General features: G+C 73.2%; 15 protein-coding genes. 3 read left to right on the forward strand and 12 right to left on the reverse strand.

The genetic code is table 11. The annotated features are described in order from the left end of the window. Nucleotides 1–7: 7 nt before the first annotated feature. The 3 genes from FHX74_RS20930 to FHX74_RS03715 all read right to left on the reverse strand — a co-directional run bounded on the left by FHX74_RS20930 (nt 8) and on the right by FHX74_RS03715 (nt 4,418). Nucleotides 8–442, reverse strand: coding sequence for a PH domain-containing protein (locus FHX74_RS20930; RefSeq protein ID WP_182558684.1), 435 nt, complete (start codon nt 440–442; stop codon nt 8–10). Nucleotides 443–551: 109 nt separating this feature from the next. Beyond that, on the reverse strand, nt 552–1,178 hold the full coding sequence (locus tag FHX74_RS03710; RefSeq protein WP_182558685.1) for a superoxide dismutase: 627 nt from the start codon (nt 1,176–1,178) through the stop codon (nt 552–554). Between the two features lie 144 nt (nt 1,179–1,322). Next, nucleotides 1,323–4,418 carry a glycosyl hydrolase gene (locus tag FHX74_RS03715; protein ID WP_182558686.1) on the reverse strand — a complete coding sequence of 1,032 codons (3,096 nt, stop codon included), beginning with the start codon at nt 4,416–4,418 and terminating at the stop codon, nt 1,323–1,325. 247 nt (nt 4,419–4,665) lie between these two features. On the opposite strand from FHX74_RS03715, the gene FHX74_RS03720 reads away from it, so the two are divergent. Both FHX74_RS03720 and FHX74_RS03725 read left to right on the forward strand, forming a co-directional pair. Continuing rightward, nucleotides 4,666–5,535: an ABC transporter ATP-binding protein gene (locus FHX74_RS03720; protein WP_182558687.1), complete on the forward strand. Its 870-nt coding sequence runs from the start codon at nt 4,666–4,668 to the stop codon at nt 5,533–5,535. After that, entirely contained in the window at nt 5,511–7,100 is a 1,590-nt protein-coding gene (locus tag FHX74_RS03725) for a hypothetical protein (protein ID WP_182558688.1), read from the forward strand. Before FHX74_RS03720 ends, FHX74_RS03725 begins: the two co-directional genes overlap by 25 nt. A 107-nt stretch (nt 7,101–7,207) precedes the next feature. On the opposite strand, the gene FHX74_RS03730 is transcribed toward FHX74_RS03725, so the two are convergent. The 8 genes from FHX74_RS03730 to FHX74_RS03765 all read right to left on the reverse strand — a co-directional run bounded on the left by FHX74_RS03730 (nt 7,208) and on the right by FHX74_RS03765 (nt 13,251). Continuing rightward, on the reverse strand, nt 7,208–7,402 hold the full coding sequence (locus FHX74_RS03730) for a CsbD family protein (protein ID WP_182558689.1): 195 nt from the start codon (nt 7,400–7,402) through the stop codon (nt 7,208–7,210). 148 nt (nt 7,403–7,550) lie between these two features. After that, nucleotides 7,551–8,150 (reverse strand): class I SAM-dependent methyltransferase, encoded by a 600-nt coding sequence (locus tag FHX74_RS03735; protein ID WP_182558690.1) that lies wholly within the window; start codon nt 8,148–8,150, stop codon nt 7,551–7,553. Further along, nucleotides 8,147–9,151: a tRNA pseudouridine synthase A gene (locus FHX74_RS03740; RefSeq protein WP_182558691.1), complete on the reverse strand. Its 1,005-nt coding sequence runs from the start codon at nt 9,149–9,151 to the stop codon at nt 8,147–8,149. The genes FHX74_RS03735 and FHX74_RS03740 overlap by 4 nt, the downstream gene beginning before the upstream one ends. After that, complete coding sequence (gene trmB, locus FHX74_RS03745; RefSeq protein ID WP_328823596.1) at nt 9,148–9,804, reverse strand: tRNA (guanosine(46)-N7)-methyltransferase TrmB; 657 nt, start codon at nt 9,802–9,804, stop codon at nt 9,148–9,150. Before trmB ends, FHX74_RS03740 begins: the two co-directional genes overlap by 4 nt. Before the next feature lie 65 nt (nt 9,805–9,869). Then, nucleotides 9,870–10,115 (reverse strand): hypothetical protein, encoded by a 246-nt coding sequence (locus FHX74_RS03750; protein ID WP_182558693.1) that lies wholly within the window; start codon nt 10,113–10,115, stop codon nt 9,870–9,872. A gap of 23 nt (nt 10,116–10,138) precedes the next feature. Continuing rightward, the gene (locus FHX74_RS03755) at nt 10,139–11,026 is read right to left on the reverse strand and encodes an ABC transporter permease (protein WP_182558694.1); all 888 of its coding nucleotides are present in this window, start codon (nt 11,024–11,026) and stop codon (nt 10,139–10,141) included. After that, complete coding sequence (locus tag FHX74_RS03760) at nt 11,013–12,086, reverse strand: ABC transporter ATP-binding protein (RefSeq protein WP_328823597.1); 1,074 nt, start codon at nt 12,084–12,086, stop codon at nt 11,013–11,015. The genes FHX74_RS03755 and FHX74_RS03760 overlap by 14 nt, the downstream gene beginning before the upstream one ends. Nucleotides 12,087–12,090: 4 nt before the next feature. Then, nucleotides 12,091–13,251, reverse strand: a complete 1,161-nt coding sequence (locus FHX74_RS03765) for a LolA family protein (protein WP_182558695.1) — start codon at nt 13,249–13,251, stop codon at nt 12,091–12,093. Nucleotides 13,252–13,404: 153 nt separating this feature from the next. On the opposite strand from FHX74_RS03765, the gene FHX74_RS03770 reads away from it, so the two are divergent. After that, nucleotides 13,405–15,102, forward strand: a complete 1,698-nt coding sequence (locus FHX74_RS03770; RefSeq protein ID WP_182558696.1) for an ABC-F family ATP-binding cassette domain-containing protein — start codon at nt 13,405–13,407, stop codon at nt 15,100–15,102. Between the two features lie 78 nt (nt 15,103–15,180). On the opposite strand, the gene FHX74_RS03775 is transcribed toward FHX74_RS03770, so the two are convergent. Next, nucleotides 15,181–16,182 (reverse strand): SMP-30/gluconolactonase/LRE family protein, encoded by a 1,002-nt coding sequence (locus FHX74_RS03775; protein ID WP_182558697.1) that lies wholly within the window; start codon nt 16,180–16,182, stop codon nt 15,181–15,183. Nucleotides 16,183–16,234 lie beyond the last annotated feature (52 nt).

Consider the following 16,234-nt stretch of genomic DNA (forward strand, 5'->3'; position numbering starts at 1 on the left):
CGGGCGCTCAGACGCCGTGGTCGGCCCGCCAGGCGGTGAGCGTGGCGTAGGCCGTCGGGGCCTCGCGGGCGGGCACCGGCAGGTGCCGGACCCAGCCGTCCGGGGTGATCTCGATCCGGCCCTCGACCAGCTCGACCGACCGCAGCGTCGACCACGGATAGCGCCGGGTGCGGACCGTCCGCACCTCGAGCGCGTCCGGGTGCAGCACCACCCGGCCGCGCGCGCCGCCCACCGACCGCACCAGACCGGCGACGGTGTAGACGATGCCGAGCAGGATCAGCTGGACCTGGCGGAACAGCACCCAGCTCAGCACGATCAGGATCGCGGCCAGGCAGAGCCAACCGAAGACCACCGCGGCGATCTCGCCGGTCCGGCCGCGGCCCGGCCGGGTCCGGGCCGTCCAGAGCAGCAGCGCACCCGCGGGGACGGCGTCGTCGCTCACCTCAGCACGGCCGAACGACGAACGGCGCCCGCGAAGAGCGGGCGCCGTTCGGTGGTCGTTCTCCGGCCGGCGTGCGGAGCTCCGCGGCCGACCGGGTGCGCACGACGGGTCAGGCGGGGACGATCAGCCCGGAGGTCTGCGACCGGGCCGCGGCGAACCGCGCCTGGGCGTCGGCCCAGTTGACCACGTTCCACCACGCCTTGACGTAGTCGGGCTTGACGTTCTTGTACTGCAGGTAGAAGGCGTGCTCCCACATGTCCAGGGTGACGATCGGGATCTGCCCGGCCGGCAGGTTGCCCTGCTGGTCGTAGAGCTGCGCGATCAGCAGGCGCTGCCCCAGGGCGTCCCAGACCAGCATCGACCAGCCGGAGCCCTGGATGGTGGTGGCACTGGCCTCGAAGTGGGCGCGGAACCCGTCGAAGCTGCCGAACGCGTCGTCGATCGCGGCACCGAGCTCGCCGTCCGGCTTGTCGCCGCCCTCGGGGGACAGGTTCCGCCAGAAGATCGAGTGGTTGACGTGTCCGCCGAGGTTGAAGGCCAGGGTCTTCTCGAGGCCGACGATGCTGCCGAAGGAGTTCTTCTCCCGCGCCTCGGCCAGCTGGTCGAGCGCGCCGTTGAGCGCGGTGACGTAGGTGGCGTGGTGCTTGTCGTGGTGGAGCTCCATGATCTGGCCCGAGATGTGCGGCTCGAGTGCTCCGTAGTCGTAGGGAAGGTCCGGGAGTTCGTACTTCGCCATGCTGTCCTCGTGTCCTATCGGTTCGTGATCCGACATCGCACTCCGCGAATACTGCGATCCTAGGGCCCGGTCACAACGCCGCTCCGGCCGGGCCACCCGGCTCAGGACCTCAACCCTGGTTGAGATCCTGAGCCGGTGCCGGTGCTAGCCGCCGAGCGGCAGCGTGAGGGTCGAGGTGTTCCCGACGCCCACGCTCGCGGGGGCCGACCCGATCGCGTTCCACACCTCCACCTTCACCCGACCACCGGCCAGGTGGCCCCAGCGTCCGGTCGAGCCGACCAACCCGGTGGTGGCCGCGGTGGCGTGCTCCCAACCGGGCACCGGGTCGGTCGCGTAGTAGTGGTAGGTCTCGACCCGGTCCCAGCGGCCGTCCCCTGTGAGGTCGACCGACACCCGCACCTGGACGCCGTTGCCCACCGCGGCGCCCGAGTCGACCGCCAGGTCGAACGCGGTCGCCCCGCCGGTCCAGCGTCCGGTCAGCCCGGTCGCGGTGAAGGTCACCGGGTTGTGCGGCTGGTTGTCGGCGATCCCGGTGCTGGCCGGCACCGTGACCGTCCCGGCACCGCCGGACGCCCCCAGTCCGCCGCCGGCCCGCAGGTACAGCCGGCACGGTGACCCACAGCCGCCGCTGGTCGGCGGTGCGCTGGTGGGCGGTGCGCTGGTGGGCGGTGCGCTGGTCGGGGGTGCGGTGGTGGGCGGTGCGGTGGTGGGCGGTGCGGTGGTGGGCGGTGCGGTGGTGGGCGGTGCCGTCGTGGGCGGTGCCGTCGTGGGCGGTGCCGTCGTGGGCGGTGCCGTGGTCGGCGGCGGGGTGCTGCCGCCCGATCCGCTCCCGACGCCCAGCCCGCCGGTGGCCGAGCCGCCCGACCAGGTCCGCGCGCCCTTGGCCACCGTCTTCCCGGCCGGCACGGCGACGCTGGTGCCGTCGGAGAACCGGACGGTGAGGGGCGACGCGGTGATGTTCGCGGCGACGTAGGTGCGGGCTCCGTTGCGGGTGAACACCGCGGCCAGCGGGTGGCCGGCGGTGACCCCGCTGTCGACGGTGCCGAGCGCGGCCAGGTTGTCGATCCAGTGGAAGGTGTGCGCCTTGGACTCGCCCTCCTCGCTGGTGAAGCCGGGGTTCGCCCGGAACTTCGCCAGCGCGCGTGGTCCGTCGCCGAGGGCCAGGTACTCCCAGGCGATGTCCTGCCACTTGGTCGGCGGCCCGCCGATCAGCTTCTCCATCTGGTCGTAGTTGGCCACCACGTAGGCGGGGTCGGCGCCGAGGTAGAGGTGGTTCCCGGTGATCGGCAGGTGGTTGATCCCGGTGATCTCCTCCGGGGTCGAGCTGAACCAGGTGGCGTAGGCGGCGCCGTCGCCCCAGACCATCCCGACGGTGTTGTGGCCGAAGCTCTTCGGGAAGGTCTGCTGGTCGGTGTCGAACCAGTAGTCGTCGATGGCCGCCGACTCGGTCGTGTAGATGTAGATGCCGGCGTCGCGGACCGCCTTGTTGCCGGTGGCCTCGCCCCACTGGATCAGCGCCCCGGCGAAGTTGAGGCCCTCCGAGCTCGACTCCTGGTTGTTGCCGGCCGCGAACGACCCGTGACCCGAGGCCCAGTCGTGCCCGGCGTAGATGTCGAAGTCGCGCAGGTAGGGGAACCGGGTGTCGGAGCGGTCGTAGTTGTTGGCGTCGCGGATCAGCAGGTCGACCATCCCGCCGTAGGCGCTGGTCTTCGCCCAGGCCGGGTCGAACTTGGCCAGCGTGGCCGCGGAGGCGATGTAGTAGCCGTAGTGGAAGTGGTGGTCGTTGAGCTCCTGGTCGGACCCGTACGAGGCCGGGTAGCCGATCAGCGTCCCCCAGTTCTTGTCGTAGTAGAAGACCTGACCGGTCTTGCCCGGGCTGGCGGTGAACCAGTCGGTGAGGGTCGAGCGGATCGCGGCCAGCGCCTTGTCCCGGGTGCCGGTCTCGCCCACCTGGTCGGCGATCTCGGCGATCCGGGCGGCCCGGCCGAGGCCCTTGCCGGTCCAGTAGGTGTCGGCCTTCTGCTGGGCCTCCGGGTCGTCGGCCACCTGGGCCAGGTAGCCCTTGAGCGTGGCAAGGTCGGCGCCGCCGGAGTCGGCGACCGCCGGGACCTCGGGCAGCACGCCGTGGAACGTCATCACGGTGCTGAACGAGCTGATCCCGACCAGGGTCTTCATCGCCCCGCGCGGCGAGACGTAGCTGCGGCTGATCGGGCTGCCGCCGGACAGGTGCTGCCACTCGTGCGGGTAGAGCGAGGCGACGGTGCGGGTCTCGCTGCCCTGCAGGGCGCGGGTGGTGAAGCCGTAGGTGGTGCGGACCTTGCTGGTCGTCTCGTCGTAGCTGTAGGAGACCCGGGTCCCGTTCACCGCTGCGAAGGCGTACCGGCCGTAGCTCGTCGCGAGCGCGGTGCGGTCGCTGTCGCTGTCGGCGCTGGTGGTGGGCAGCACGGCGACGGTGAAGAAGTTCTTGCCGTTGAGGCCCGAGCTGATCGTGCTGCCGTTGACCGACCAGGTCGACCCGCTCGGGGCGTAGGCGACGTAGTCGTGACCGCGGATGCTGAACCCGATCGTCGCGCCGCTGTTGCTCCACACGGCCGGCGGCCCGTCGGTGGTGAGCTGGGCGCCACCACCCTTCACCGTGTAGTAGGACATCGGCAGCCCGTGGCCGATGGTCGCCCGCAGGGTGCGGGTGCCGTCGGTCCAGATCGGGCTGACCGTCCAGTCCGACCAGCCGTCGACCTTGACGCTCCCGGCGTTCAGCCCGGGGACGCCGACCAGCACGTCACGGGTGTAGGGGAAGTGGTACTCGCTGACCCCGGTCGCGCTCCCGGTGATCACCGGGGTGGTGGTGTAGCTGATCCCCAGGCCGCCCGCGCTGGCCGCGTACGAGGCCGGGTGGGCCATCATCGGCTCGCCGAAGGCGCAGTTGGTCTTCTTGAACAGGATCGAGCTCCACCAGTCGTTGGTGGGGATCGCCCCGGCCGGGGCGTTCGCGGTGGTCTGGCTGCGGGGGTCGGTGGAGAGGTCGCCGCAGCCGGTGGGCAGGTCGGCACCGGCCGGCAGGGTGGTGGTGTACGAGCCCTGCCCGAGGCTCTGGGCCGAGGCGGCCCGGGGCAGCCCGAGGCTGATCACCCCGACCAGGGATAGCAGCGCGGCGAGCTGCACGGCGACCAGCCCGGCGATCCGGCGCGGCCGCGGTGACGGGGGTGGGGAGGGGACGTCGGAACGATCGGGTTTCAGCACTGAAACTCCTCGGAGGGGGGACGTGAGAGCGCTCTCACGGGGGTGTTCCACCGTAGACGCGGTCGGTGTGGACGGTCAATGGTTCGGGAGCGGGCCGAGTCCGGAAGGAGACCTGTCGAGTGGTCCGGCCGATGCCGTGGCGGGACCGGGGTCGGGCCCCGGTGCGAGCAGCGGAGGTGCGGTCTTCACGGTGAGCTGCTGAGGGATGTCACGGGTCGCGCCGCCGGCGGCGGTGTTGACTGCTGGCATGAGCAGTTGGACACCCACGGAGAGCCGTCCCGAGCCGGGCGGCCAGCCCACCCAGCCCGGACCCGCAGGAACCGCCGGACCCGTCGGACCCACCGGACCGATCGGCGCTCCCGCGCTCGGGCTGCGCGGGCTGAGCAAGGCGTTCGGGGCCAAGCAGGCCGTCGAGGACCTCGACCTCGACGTGCCGACCGGGTCGATGTTCGGGCTGGTCGGCCCGAACGGCGCGGGCAAGACCACCACGCTGTCGATGGCCACCGGCCTGCTGCGCCCGGACCGCGGCACCGCGACCGTGCTCGGCCACGACGTGTGGACCGACCCGGCGCGCGCCAAGGCGCTGATGGGCGTGCTGCCCGACGGGCTGCGGCTGTTCGACCGGCTGTCCGGACGCGAGCTGCTGAGCTACGTCGGCCGGCTGCGGTCGGTGCCGGCCGCCGACATCGCCTCGCGGTCCGCCGAGCTGCTCGAGACGCTCGGGCTGGCCGACGACGCGAGCGAGCTGGTGGTCGACTACTCGGCCGGCATGACCAAGAAGATCGGCCTGGCCTGCGCCCTGATCCACGCCCCGCGGCTGCTGATCCTGGACGAGCCGTTCGAGGCGGTCGACCCGGTCTCGGGGGAGACCATCCGCCGGATCCTGCGCGGCTACGTCCAGGGTGGCGGGACGGTGGTGCTGTCCAGCCACGTGATGGAGCTGGTGGAGAGCCTCTGCGACCGGGTCGCGGTGGTGGCCCAGGGCCGGGTGCTGGCCACCGGCACGCTCGACGAGGTCCGGGCCGGGGAGTCGCTGCAGCAGCGCTTCCTCGGTCTGGTCGGCGTCCGCGAGGGTGGATCGGAGGCGCTGGCGTGGTTGCGCTCGTCGTCGGTCTGAAGCTGACCCTGCTCCGCAACGGGCTCCGCCGCAGCGTCTGGCGGACCGTCGGGCTGATCATCGGGATGCTCTACGGCCTCGGCCTGGTGGTCGGGGCGCTGGCCGGGCTGATCGCGCTGCGGTGGACCTCGACGGTCTTCACCGCCGACCTGACGGTGGTGGTGTTCAGCATCATCACCGTCGGCTGGATGGCGCTCTCGGTGCTGGTCTTCGGGGTGGACGAGACGGTCGACCCGGGCAAGTTCGCCCTGCTGCCGGTGCCGGCCCGCAAGCTCCAGCCGGGGATGTTCCTGGCCGGCCTGGTCGGGACGCCCGGGATCGCCACCACCCTGATCGTGATCGGCCTGGTCATCACCTGGGCGCGCGACGTCCCGCTGGCCCTCGCGGCGCTGCTCGCGGCACCGCTCGGGCTGGCCACCTGCTTCCTGCTGGCCCGGACGGCCACCTCGGCGTTCAGCCAGGCCCTGGCCTCGCGCCGGTTCCGCGACTTCGCCGCCGTCGCCCTCGCCCTGTTCGGGGCGGTGATCGGCATCACCGCCAACCTGATCGGCAACTACTCCGGCTTCCACCCCGACCAGATGCGCGGGCTGCTGGCCCGGGCGGCCACCGTGCTCGGCTGGACGCCGTTCGGGTGGGCCTGGTCGGTGCCGGCCGCGGTGGCCCGCGGCGACTGGCTCGGGGCGGTGGCCCGGCTGGTGCTGGCTGCGGCCCTGGTGGTCGCCCTGTGGCTGGCCTGGCGCCGCTTCCTCGAGCGCAGCCTCACCTCGCCGCTGACCGGCGGTGGCGGCGGCGGGCGCCAGGTGCGGGCGGGCACGCTGGTCGAGCGGCTCTTCCCGGCCACCCCGGCGGGCGCGGTGGCGACCCGGGCGATGCGCTACTGGCGCCGCGACCCGCGCTATCTGGCCAGCCTCGGCGGGATCTGCGTCGCGCCGATTGTCGTGGTGGTGACCCAGCTCGCCAACCCGCACCGGACCCAGGCGCTGATCGTCTTCGCGCCGATCCTGATCACCCTGTTCCTCGGCTCGATCGTCGCCTCCGACATCTCCTACGACGGCAGCGCGCTGTGGACCCACATCAGCACCGGGCTGCGCGGCGCGGACGACCGGTGGGGTCGGGTGATGTCCACCACGCTGGTGATCCTGCCGATCTCGCTGGTCATGATCATCGCCACCACGGCGATCACCGGCGAGCTCGGCCAGCTGCCCCGGGTGCTGGCCCTGCTGGTGGTGATGGCGCTCAGCGGGCTCGGCGTCGGGTCGTGGATCGGGGCGATCTGGCAGACGCCGGCGCCGCCGCCGGGGGCCAGCCCGTTCGCCAAGAACGAGGGCGGTGGCGCGGCCGCGCTGATCCTGTTCGGGGCCACCACCGGGCTCACCCTGGTCTGCGCGCTGCCCACCGTCGCGCTGGTCGTCGGGTCGGTCTGGTTGCCCTGGCTGGCCTGGGTCGCGCTGCTGGTCGCGCTGGTCACCGGGGTGCTGGCGCTCCGCGCCGGCGTCCGGCTCGGCGGGACCCGGCTCGACCGGCACTGGCCGGACGTGCTCACCGCGGTGACCGCCAAGAGCTGAACAGCACAAGCTGAACAGCAGAAGCTGAACAGCACAGCGCCCGCGCGATCGGTCGATCGCGCGGGCGCTGGTGCGTCAGCGGGGGAGCGGAGCCCACCCGGTCGTGCTCACTTGGACAGGTCGTCCTTGAGGTTGCCGAGGCCCTCCTTGGCGTCGCCGCCGACCTGGTGCGCCTTGCCGGTGACCTGGTCCTTCTGGCCCTCGGCCTGGAGGTCGGTGTTGTCGGTCTTGTCGCCGACGGCCTCCTTGACCTTGCCGACCGCTTCCTCGAGCTTGCCCTTGATCTTGTCGCCCGACACCATCGCTGACTCCTCAACGTCCGTGGCTGCGTCCCTGGGACGGCGCCGCCTGGACCTCCAGACTAGCCAGCCGGGGCCAGCGATCTCTGGGAAGGACCCGTGGAGATCCTGAGCGAATCGTGAACATCGGGGGCCGGGACCGACCGGCGGTTCAGCCGCGGCGCGCGGTCAGCACCCGGAACCCCTTGGCGCTGGCCGTTCGCTCGCACGGGTAGCCCTGGCCAGTCAGCCAGGTCTGCAGCGGGTCGGCGCCGAGGTTGCGGCCGACCACCAGCCGGGCCACCCCGCCGGGCGCGAGCCGCGGCAGCCAGTCGAGCAGCAGGGCGTGCAGCGCCTCCTTGCCGATCCGGATCGGCGGGTTCGACCAAAGCTGGTCGTAGCGGGCGTCCGGGTCGGCCTGTTCGGCGGCCACCGGCGTGACCCGGTCACCGACCCCGGCGGTGGCGGCGTTCTCGGCGCACAGCCGGAGCGCCCGGCGGTTGACGTCGACCGCGTCCACCCGGGCCTGTGGGCAGGCTGCGGCGAGGGCGACGGCGATCGGGCCCCACCCGCAGCCGAGGTCGAGGAACCGGCCGCCGCCGGTGGGCGGCTCGACCGAGCGGAACAGCACCGCGGTGGCCGGGTCGAGGCCGGTGTGCGAGAACGTCCCGGTCGCCGTGGTGAAGGTGAACGCCCGGCCCCAGATGGTCGCCTCGACGGTGCCGCGGCGCTCCGGGACGTCCGGCTCGGCGCTGAAGTAGTGCCCGCTCACCGCGCCGCTCCCGTCGCGTCCGACCGGTCGGGGGTCGCGCGCGACGGGTCTTCGCTCGCGCCCGCCGGGTCCGGTGCGTGCTCGACCGGCTCGCGACGGTTGCGGGCCTCGAGGGCCCGCGCGGCCAGAGCGTCGTCCGGTGGGTAGCCGACCTCCTCGAGGGTGAGCCCGTGCGCGGGGAGCACCGGCACCGTCGACTCGCGGCCGTCCCGGCGGGTGAGGGCGGCCGGCCAGTCGGGTTCGCGCCGCCCCGTCCCGACCCGGACCAGCGCCCCGACGAGCGAGCGCACCATCGAGTGGCAGAACGCATCGGCGCGGACGGTCACCTCGACCACCGGCTGACCCTGGATCGCCACCCGCTCGGCGGTGCACGCGAGCAGCGTCCGCACGGTGGTGGCCCCGTCGCGGCGCTTGCAGAAGGCTGCGAAGTCGCGGAGCCCGAGCAGCCCCGCGCCTGCGGCGTTCACCGCGTCCAGGTCGAGGGCGTCCGGCCAGTGCGCGACGCCGCGGCGGAGCAACGGGTCCGGCGGCAGCGGGCCGTCGACCAGCCGGTAGGCGTAACGGCGCCAGACCGCCGAGAAGCGCGCGTCGAAGCCGTCGGGGGCCGAACGGACGGCCGTGACCACCAGGTCGGCGGGCAGCACGCGGGCCAGCCGGCGGAGCAGCACGGCCGCGGCGTCGGATTCGGTCGCGCGGCCGTCGGGCCGGGCCTCGGGCGGACGCCGTTCGCGGGTCAGCGCGTCCACCGCCGTCGTCGGCAGGTCGACGTGGCAGACCTGGCCGCGGGCGTGTACACCGGCGTCGGTCCGCCCGGCGCAGACCAGGCCGACCGACGGGATCCGGAGCACCCGGGCCAGCCAGTCGCCGAGGACCCCCTCGACGGTCCGGCGGTCCGGTTGCGCCGCCCAGCCGGAGAAGTCGGTGCCGTCGTAGCGCAGGTCGAGCCGCCACCGGCGGGTCGTCGCCGGCCCTGCATCGAACCCGGCATCGAGCCCGGTCACCGGCGCCGGTAGCCCAGGTCGGTGATCGTCCGCCCGGCGTCGAGCCCGCGCTGCTCGAACTTGGTCAGCGGGCGTTCCTCCCACCGGCCGCCCGGCAGCGGCTCGAACGCCGGGTGCGGGTCGAGCACCCGGTGCATCTGCTTGGCGTAGTCGTCCCAGTCGGTGGCCAGCCGCCAGCAGCCGCCCGGGCGCAGCCGCGTGGCGACCAGGTCGGCGAACGCGGTGGTGACCAGCCGGCGCTTGCGGTGCTTGGTCTTGTGCCAGGGGTCGGGGAAGAACGTCCACAGCTCGTCGATCTCGCGGTCGAGTCGGGCGAGCCCCTCGGCGGCGTCGGCCTGGACGATCCGGACGTTGTCGGCGCCGGCCCGGTCGAGCTTGGCCAGGATCCGTGCGACCGCGGGCTGGTAGACCTCGAAGGCCAGCACGTCGACGTCCGGTCGGGCCGCGGCCATCGGGGCGAGCGAGTCGCCCATCCCGGGGCCGATCTCGACCACCAACGGCGCCTCGCGACCGAAGAGCTCCGCGGGTCGCAGGACGTGGTCGGGGGCGATCGACAGCCGGCCCTCGCCGCGCGGCACCTCGACCACCCAGTCGTCGGCGCGGGCGTCCCACCACTTCTGCTGCGCCTTGCTCAGTCGGTCACTGCGCCTCACGAAGGAAACGATCTCGCGCCGGTGGGGCACCGAGGCGTCCCCGGCCGGGAGCTGCGGATCCGCGGTCACCGCGAGCCGCCCCGGCGCTGCCGCCACTTCTCGAACCAGTAGAGCAGCGGACCGAGCACCACCAGGCAGAGCAGGAAGACCCCGATGCCGGGGAGCAGCTTGCCGGTGCCGGCCACCGTCGCCGCCCCGGCCGCCGCACAGACCAGGGCGAGCAGCCACAGCCGGCCCTCCTTGGCCAGGGCGGCCTTCGGGTCCTGCGGGGCGCCGCCGCGGCGGGCGGGCTGCGGGGGTCGTTTCGGCACCGGAGCAGGCTAGTCGAGCAGCCTCAGCTGCTCACGTCCTTGCTGCCGAAGCGGGCCCAGGCGGCCAGCCAGAAGACCACCGCGTAGACGCCGGCGGTGATCAGCCCGCGGGTCATGTCGCCGGTGACGATCGGGTCGCGGAGCAGATCGCCGAAGCTCGTCCACCAGTGGGTGAGCAGATAGGGGTGCAGCCAGTCGAGCTGGCTGATCGTGTCGCAGACGAACATCGCCACGTTGACCAGCACGATCGCCACGGTGGCCCCGATCGGCTGCTCGGTGAGGGTCGAGACGAAGAGCCCGAGCGCTCCCAGTGCGGAGAACCCGGCGGCCAGGTAGAGCACGGCGAGCGCGAGCCGGCCGATCGCGGCACCGAAGCTGATCTGGCTGCCGAAGAACAGCGTCACCGGTCCACCGCCGAAGAGGATCAGCCCGATCAGCACGCCGACGACCGCGACCAGCGCGGTGGCGGCGACGCTGAAGATCACGATGGAGGCATACTTGACCAGCAGCAGCCGGGTCCGCCCGGCCGGCACCGTCAGCAGGTAGCGCAGGGTGCCCTGGTTGGCCTCACCCGCCACGGCGTCCCCGGCGATGGTGGCGACCGCCAGCGGCAGGAACAGCGGCAGCTCGATCACCAGGGCGGCGAAGGCGACGAACAGCCCGTTGTTGGTGATCTGGTCGATGAAGTCGGGGCCGCCCCCACCACCGTCGTTGGAGACCTTGACGGCGACCGCGAGCAGGATCGGCACGGCGGCGAGGACGCCGAGACCGGCGACGTTGCGACGCCGGGTGAAGATCAACCGCAGCTCGGAGAGCAGGAACCGCAGCGGCGCCGGGGCCGAGGAGACCAGGGTGCGGCGACGGGCCCGCGGTGGGGCGGTGCCGACCTGCAGCCGCTCAGCCGCTGACATCGAAGCCCTCCCCGGTCAGCTCGACGAACAGGTCCTCCAGGCTCGGCGCGTCGACCGCGAACCCGAGGACGTCGGCGCCCTCGGCCACCAGGGCCGGGACGATCCGCCGCGGGTCGACCTCGCCGAGCGGGCCGACGACGTGGGTGCCGCCCGGGCCCTCGCGGCCCAGGTCGGTCATCCCGAGCGCGGTCAGCGCGGTCAGCGCCCGGTCGGGCTGGTCGGTACGCACCGTCACGGTCGGCCGGGACCGCGAGCGGAGCTCCTCGACGCTGCCCTGGCTGAGCAGCCGGCCGACGTGCATGACGCCGATGTGGGTGCAGATCTGTTCGACCTCGCTGAGCAGGTGCGAGCTGATCAGCACGGTCACGCCGTCGGCGGCGAGCTCGGAGACCAGGTGCCGGACCTCGCGGGTGCCCTGCGGGTCGAGGCCGTTGGTCGGCTCGTCGAGCACCAGCAGCTCGCGCGGCGTGAGCAGGGCGTTGGCGATGGCCAGCCGCTGCCGCATGCCCAGCGAGTAGGCGCGGAACCGCTTCTCGGCGGCCGGCAGCAACCCCACCCGGTCGAGCGCGGCGTCGATCCGCTGCCGCGAGGTGCGCGGGTCGGTGCCGCGGTCGACGGCGTCGAGCCGGGCCAGGTTCGCCCGACCGGAGAGATAGGGGTGGAAGGCCGGGCCCTCGACCAGGGCGCCCACCCGGGGCAGGGCCTGGTTGGCGCCGGAGGGCATCTCGGCGCCGAGCAACCGGATGCTGCCGGACGTCGCCCGGATCAGGCCGAGGATCATCCGGATGGTGGTGGTCTTGCCCGAGCCGTTCGGACCCAGGAAGCCGTAGACCGCGCCGCGCGGGACCAGCAGGTCGACGGCGTCGACGGCGGTCTGGTGCCGGAACCGCTTGGTCAGCCCGGTGGTGCGGATCGGCGCGTCGGCGGTGTCGTCGTCGTACGTCTCGACTCCGTCGCCGGGACGGACCGCGTCGCGGTGGCCGTCCGCGCTCCCGGAGCCGGACGCGGCGCCGTCGGTGCCGGCCCGGTCGGTCGGGCCGGACACCGTGGTGGGCGTCACCGGATCAGCCGAGGTCGGAGACCAGCCGGTCGACCGGCACGGCGCCGACCGCGACCCGGCCGTCGTCGGTCAGCACGGCCGAGAACAGCGTCCCGTTGAGCGCGTGCCCGGTCCAGCCGCGGCCCTGGACGGTCGGCAGGTTCTGCAGCAGCTGACGCCACTGGTCGGCCTGCCCACCCTGCGACCCGCCCTGACCGGTCTGGTCGGCGGCCCCCGACGGCACCTTCGCGATCAGCACGCTCGACCAGCCGTCGCCGACCGTCCTGACCTGGTCGGCGGCCTTGCGCTCGAGCTCGGCCCGCTCTTTCGGGCTGAGCGCACGCTTGCTGCCCTGCAGCGACCCGCTCTGCGCGGCGTGGTCGGGAGCCTTCTGCTCGGTGACCTTGGTGCCGGACGGCGGCGAGAAGTCGAAGGTGCTGTCGGCCGGGGCGGTGTAGTCGATCGCGGTGTAGTCCATCGAGAAGGCCGCCTTCTGCGGGGTGGCCTTCGGGTAGACGTCGATGCCGAGCGGCAGGAAGGTCTGGCCGTCGACGGCGATCCGCACCGAGCCGACCAGGGTGTCGGTCGCCTTCGGGGTGAGCACCAGCTCGTAGGCCTTCTGCCCGGCCACCATCCGGTTCCGGTCGAGGGTGACGGTGGTGCTGTCGTCGGCGGCGGCGAGGGCGCGCTTGGCGGCCTCCTCCGGAGTGGTCGGCACCTGAGCCGGGTTCGCCGGTGTCCGCGCGGTCCGCTCGCCGGCCGGCAGCTCGATCCGGGTGGCGGTCTTGGCCTTGCTGTTCCAGGTCCAGACGTCGGAGCCGTTCCGGACCACGTCCGACTCGCCGAAGCTGCCGGTGAGGCTGACCCGGGACTTGTCCTCACCCTTGACGTAGACCTGCAGGGTGTTGGTGCCGGTGAGCAACGAGGTGAAGTCGACGCTGCGGCCGCTGCCCCCGGTGGGGAGTGACGGCAGCCCGAGGTCGGCGGTCTCGGTGACCGTGCCGGAGAAGTCGGGGGTCTTCGCGGCCGCCACCTTGGCCACCAGCTGCTCGGCGGTCAGCTCGGGCAGGGTGACGTCGGCGTTCGCGGTGAGGACACCGCCGCCCAGCACGCCGCCCACCGCCAGGGTGAGGGCTGCGGCCGGGGCGATCCAGCGCAGCGCGGGGCGCTTCTCGAAGGTCCGCATGCATCCTTTGTACCCGCGCACCCCAACCAGGACATCGGACCGTGGTCGGAGAGTGCGACAGCCTGTGGTGGGGGACGGGCGGGTGCCGCCGCGCACCGCGGGCGCCGGGAAAACCCGCTGACCGCGAGGCGTCGGTCTCCGTAGGCTGAGGGCATGGGACACGTCGACCTCAGCGGAGTGTCCTACCACCTGCCTGACGGCCGTCCGCTGCTCGACGACGTCAGCTTCCGGGTGGGTGAGGGCGCGGTGGTGGCGCTGGTCGGAGCCAACGGTTCGGGCAAGACCACCCTGCTGCGGATCGTCGCCGGCGACCTCGAACCGACCGCGGGGTCGATCTCGCGCGGCGGTGGGCTCGGCGTGATGCGGCAGTTCATCGGCAGCATCCGGGACTCCTCGACGGTCCGTGACCTGTTGTTCTCGCTGACCCCCGCACGGCTCCGGCGGGCGGTCGAGGAGGTCGACCGGCTCGAGCTCGAGCTGATGACCGACGACTCCGAGCCGGTTCAGCTCCGCTACGCCGAGGCCCTGGCCGAGTACGCCGACGCCGGCGGTTACGACGCCGAGGTGACCTTCGACGCCTGCTGCACCGCGGCGCTCGGGGTCGGCTTCGACCGGTCCCGGTGGCGCGAGGTCAACACGCTCTCGGGTGGGGAGCAGAAGCGGCTGGCGCTCGAGGCGCTGCTCCGCGGGCCGGACGAGGTGCTGCTGCTCGACGAGCCCGACAACTACCTCGACGTGCCGGGCAAGCGGTGGCTCGAGGAGCAGCTGCGGAGCACCCGCAAGAGCGTGCTGCTGGTCAGCCACGACCGCGAGCTGCTGGCCGCCTCGGGGGCGCGGATCGCCGCGCTCGAGCTGGGCGCGGCCGGCAACACCCTGTGGGTGCACGGTGGCGGGTTCGCCAGCTTCCACCAGGCGCGGACCGAGCGGTTCGCCCGGTTCGAGGAGCTGCGCCGGCGCTGGGACGAGGAGCACCAGAAGCTCCACGACCTGATGATGATGTACAAGATCAAGGCCGCCTCGAACTCCAAGATGGCCGGCCGCTACCAGGCGGCGGTCACCCGGCTGAGCAAGTTCGAGGAGGCCGGTCCGCCGCAGGCCGTCCCGATCGAACAGCACGTCACCATGCGGCTGCGCGGCGGGCGGACCGGCAAGCGCGCCGTCGTCGTCGAGGACCTCGAGCTGACCGGGCTGATGCGGCCGTTCTCCACCGAGATCTGGTTCGGCGACCGGGTCGGCGTGCTCGGGTCGAACGGGTCGGGCAAGAGCCACTTCCTCCGGCTGCTGGCCCGCGGCGGGTCGCTGCCCGACGCCGAGCACGAACCGGTGGAGAGCCTGCAGATCGACCCGGTCGCGCACACCGGGTCGGCCCGGCTCGGCGCGCGGGTCCGCCCGGGCTGGTTCGCCCAGACCCACCACCACCCCGAGCTCGTCGGCCGGACGCTGCTGGAGATCCTGCACCGCGGCGACGCCTCGCCGAACGGGGTGGGCCGGGAGGGGATGGGCCGCGAGCAGGCGGCCCGTCAGCTCGACCGCTACGAGCTGGCCCGGGCGGCCGAGAACCGGTTCGAGACGCTGTCGGGCGGTCAGCAGGCCCGGCTGCAGATCCTGCTGCTCGAGCTGTCGGGGGCGACCCTGCTGCTGCTCGACGAGCCGACCGACAACCTCGACATCGAGTCGGCCGAGGCGCTCGAGGCCGGCCTGGACGCGTTCGAGGGGACGGTGGTCGCGGTCACGCACGACCGTTGGTTCGCCCGGGCGCTCGACCGTTTCCTGGTCTTCGGTTCGGACGGGACCGTCTACGCCACCGACCAGCCGGTCTGGGACGAGGCCCGGGTGCAGCGCGCCCGCTGACCGCGCCCGGACGTGCGAACGGGGCGGATCCGACCGCGTGGTCGCGGCGGATCCGCCCCGTTGCTGCGTGCGTTCGGGTCAGACGGTGATCCGGGTGATCCAGTACGACGTGGTCGGGGTCACCGTGGTGCTGAACCGGGCGTTGGGCAGGTAGAGGCTGCGCCCGCGGGCCGCGACCGTGGTCGGAACGTCGAACTGGCTGCTGGTCAGCCGGCGCTCGACCACACCCCGGCGGCCGCTCCGGTCGAGGGTGATCTCGGCGACCTGGTTGAGCCGGTTCTGCACGACCAACAGGGTGCGGCCGCGGAGCAGCAGCCCGTCGCCGTTGGTCACGGACTCACCCCCGAGGTCGACCTTCGTGGCCCGGCCGGTGCGCGGGTCGACCCGGTAGAGCGCGCCCTCGTCGGACTTCACCACCAGCAGCGCCCGACCGTCGGGGGTGCGGGTGATGCCGTTGGCGTTGTTGACCTCCGGGGTCTGCCGCCACTGGCCGGTCAGCGGCAGGGTGATCACCCGCGCCGAGCCCGGCTTGCCGTGCCGGGCCAGCGGGACGCCGTAGAGCTGCGCCTGCAGCGAGTCGGTGAACCAGGCCGTCGTCCGGGTGAGGATCACGTCGTTGACGAAGCTGGTGCCGGTGGTGAAGGTGATGCTCCGCTTCACCGCCCCGGTGCGGGCGTCCACGATCCGGCCGGTGCCCGAGGTGCCGCCGGCCACGTAGAGCAGCCCGCCGCGGACCTTGATCCCGAGCGACGGGGTGCCCGGGCCCTGGCTGAAGACGCGGCCGCGGCCGGTCCGCAGGTCGACCTTGTAGAGGTCGCCGTCGACCCGCGAACCGAGATAGGCGGTGTGACCGGCGACGGCGATGCCCTCGGGGGCGAAGCCGTCCGGCAGCGCGATCCGGTCGGGGAGTGTCGCCGGGCGGTCCCCGGCGGCCTGTCCTGCGGTGTGGTCGACCGCGGCTCGGGGCCCGGGGGCGGGAGCGGCGGTGGCCGGTCCGGCGAGGGCACCGGGGGCGAGCGCGAGCGGGACGGTCAGCGCGAGCGCGAGCGCGCCGCGGTGGAGGAGACGGAGTGGACGCATCGGTGGGCTCCTGCGGGTCGACGAGCACGGCGACCGCAGCCGGTCCGGCGCC

It is taken from the genome of Microlunatus kandeliicorticis, assembly GCF_014137855.1.
In the GTDB taxonomy this organism is placed as follows: Bacteria; Actinomycetota; Actinomycetes; order Propionibacteriales; family Propionibacteriaceae; genus Microlunatus; species Microlunatus kandeliicorticis.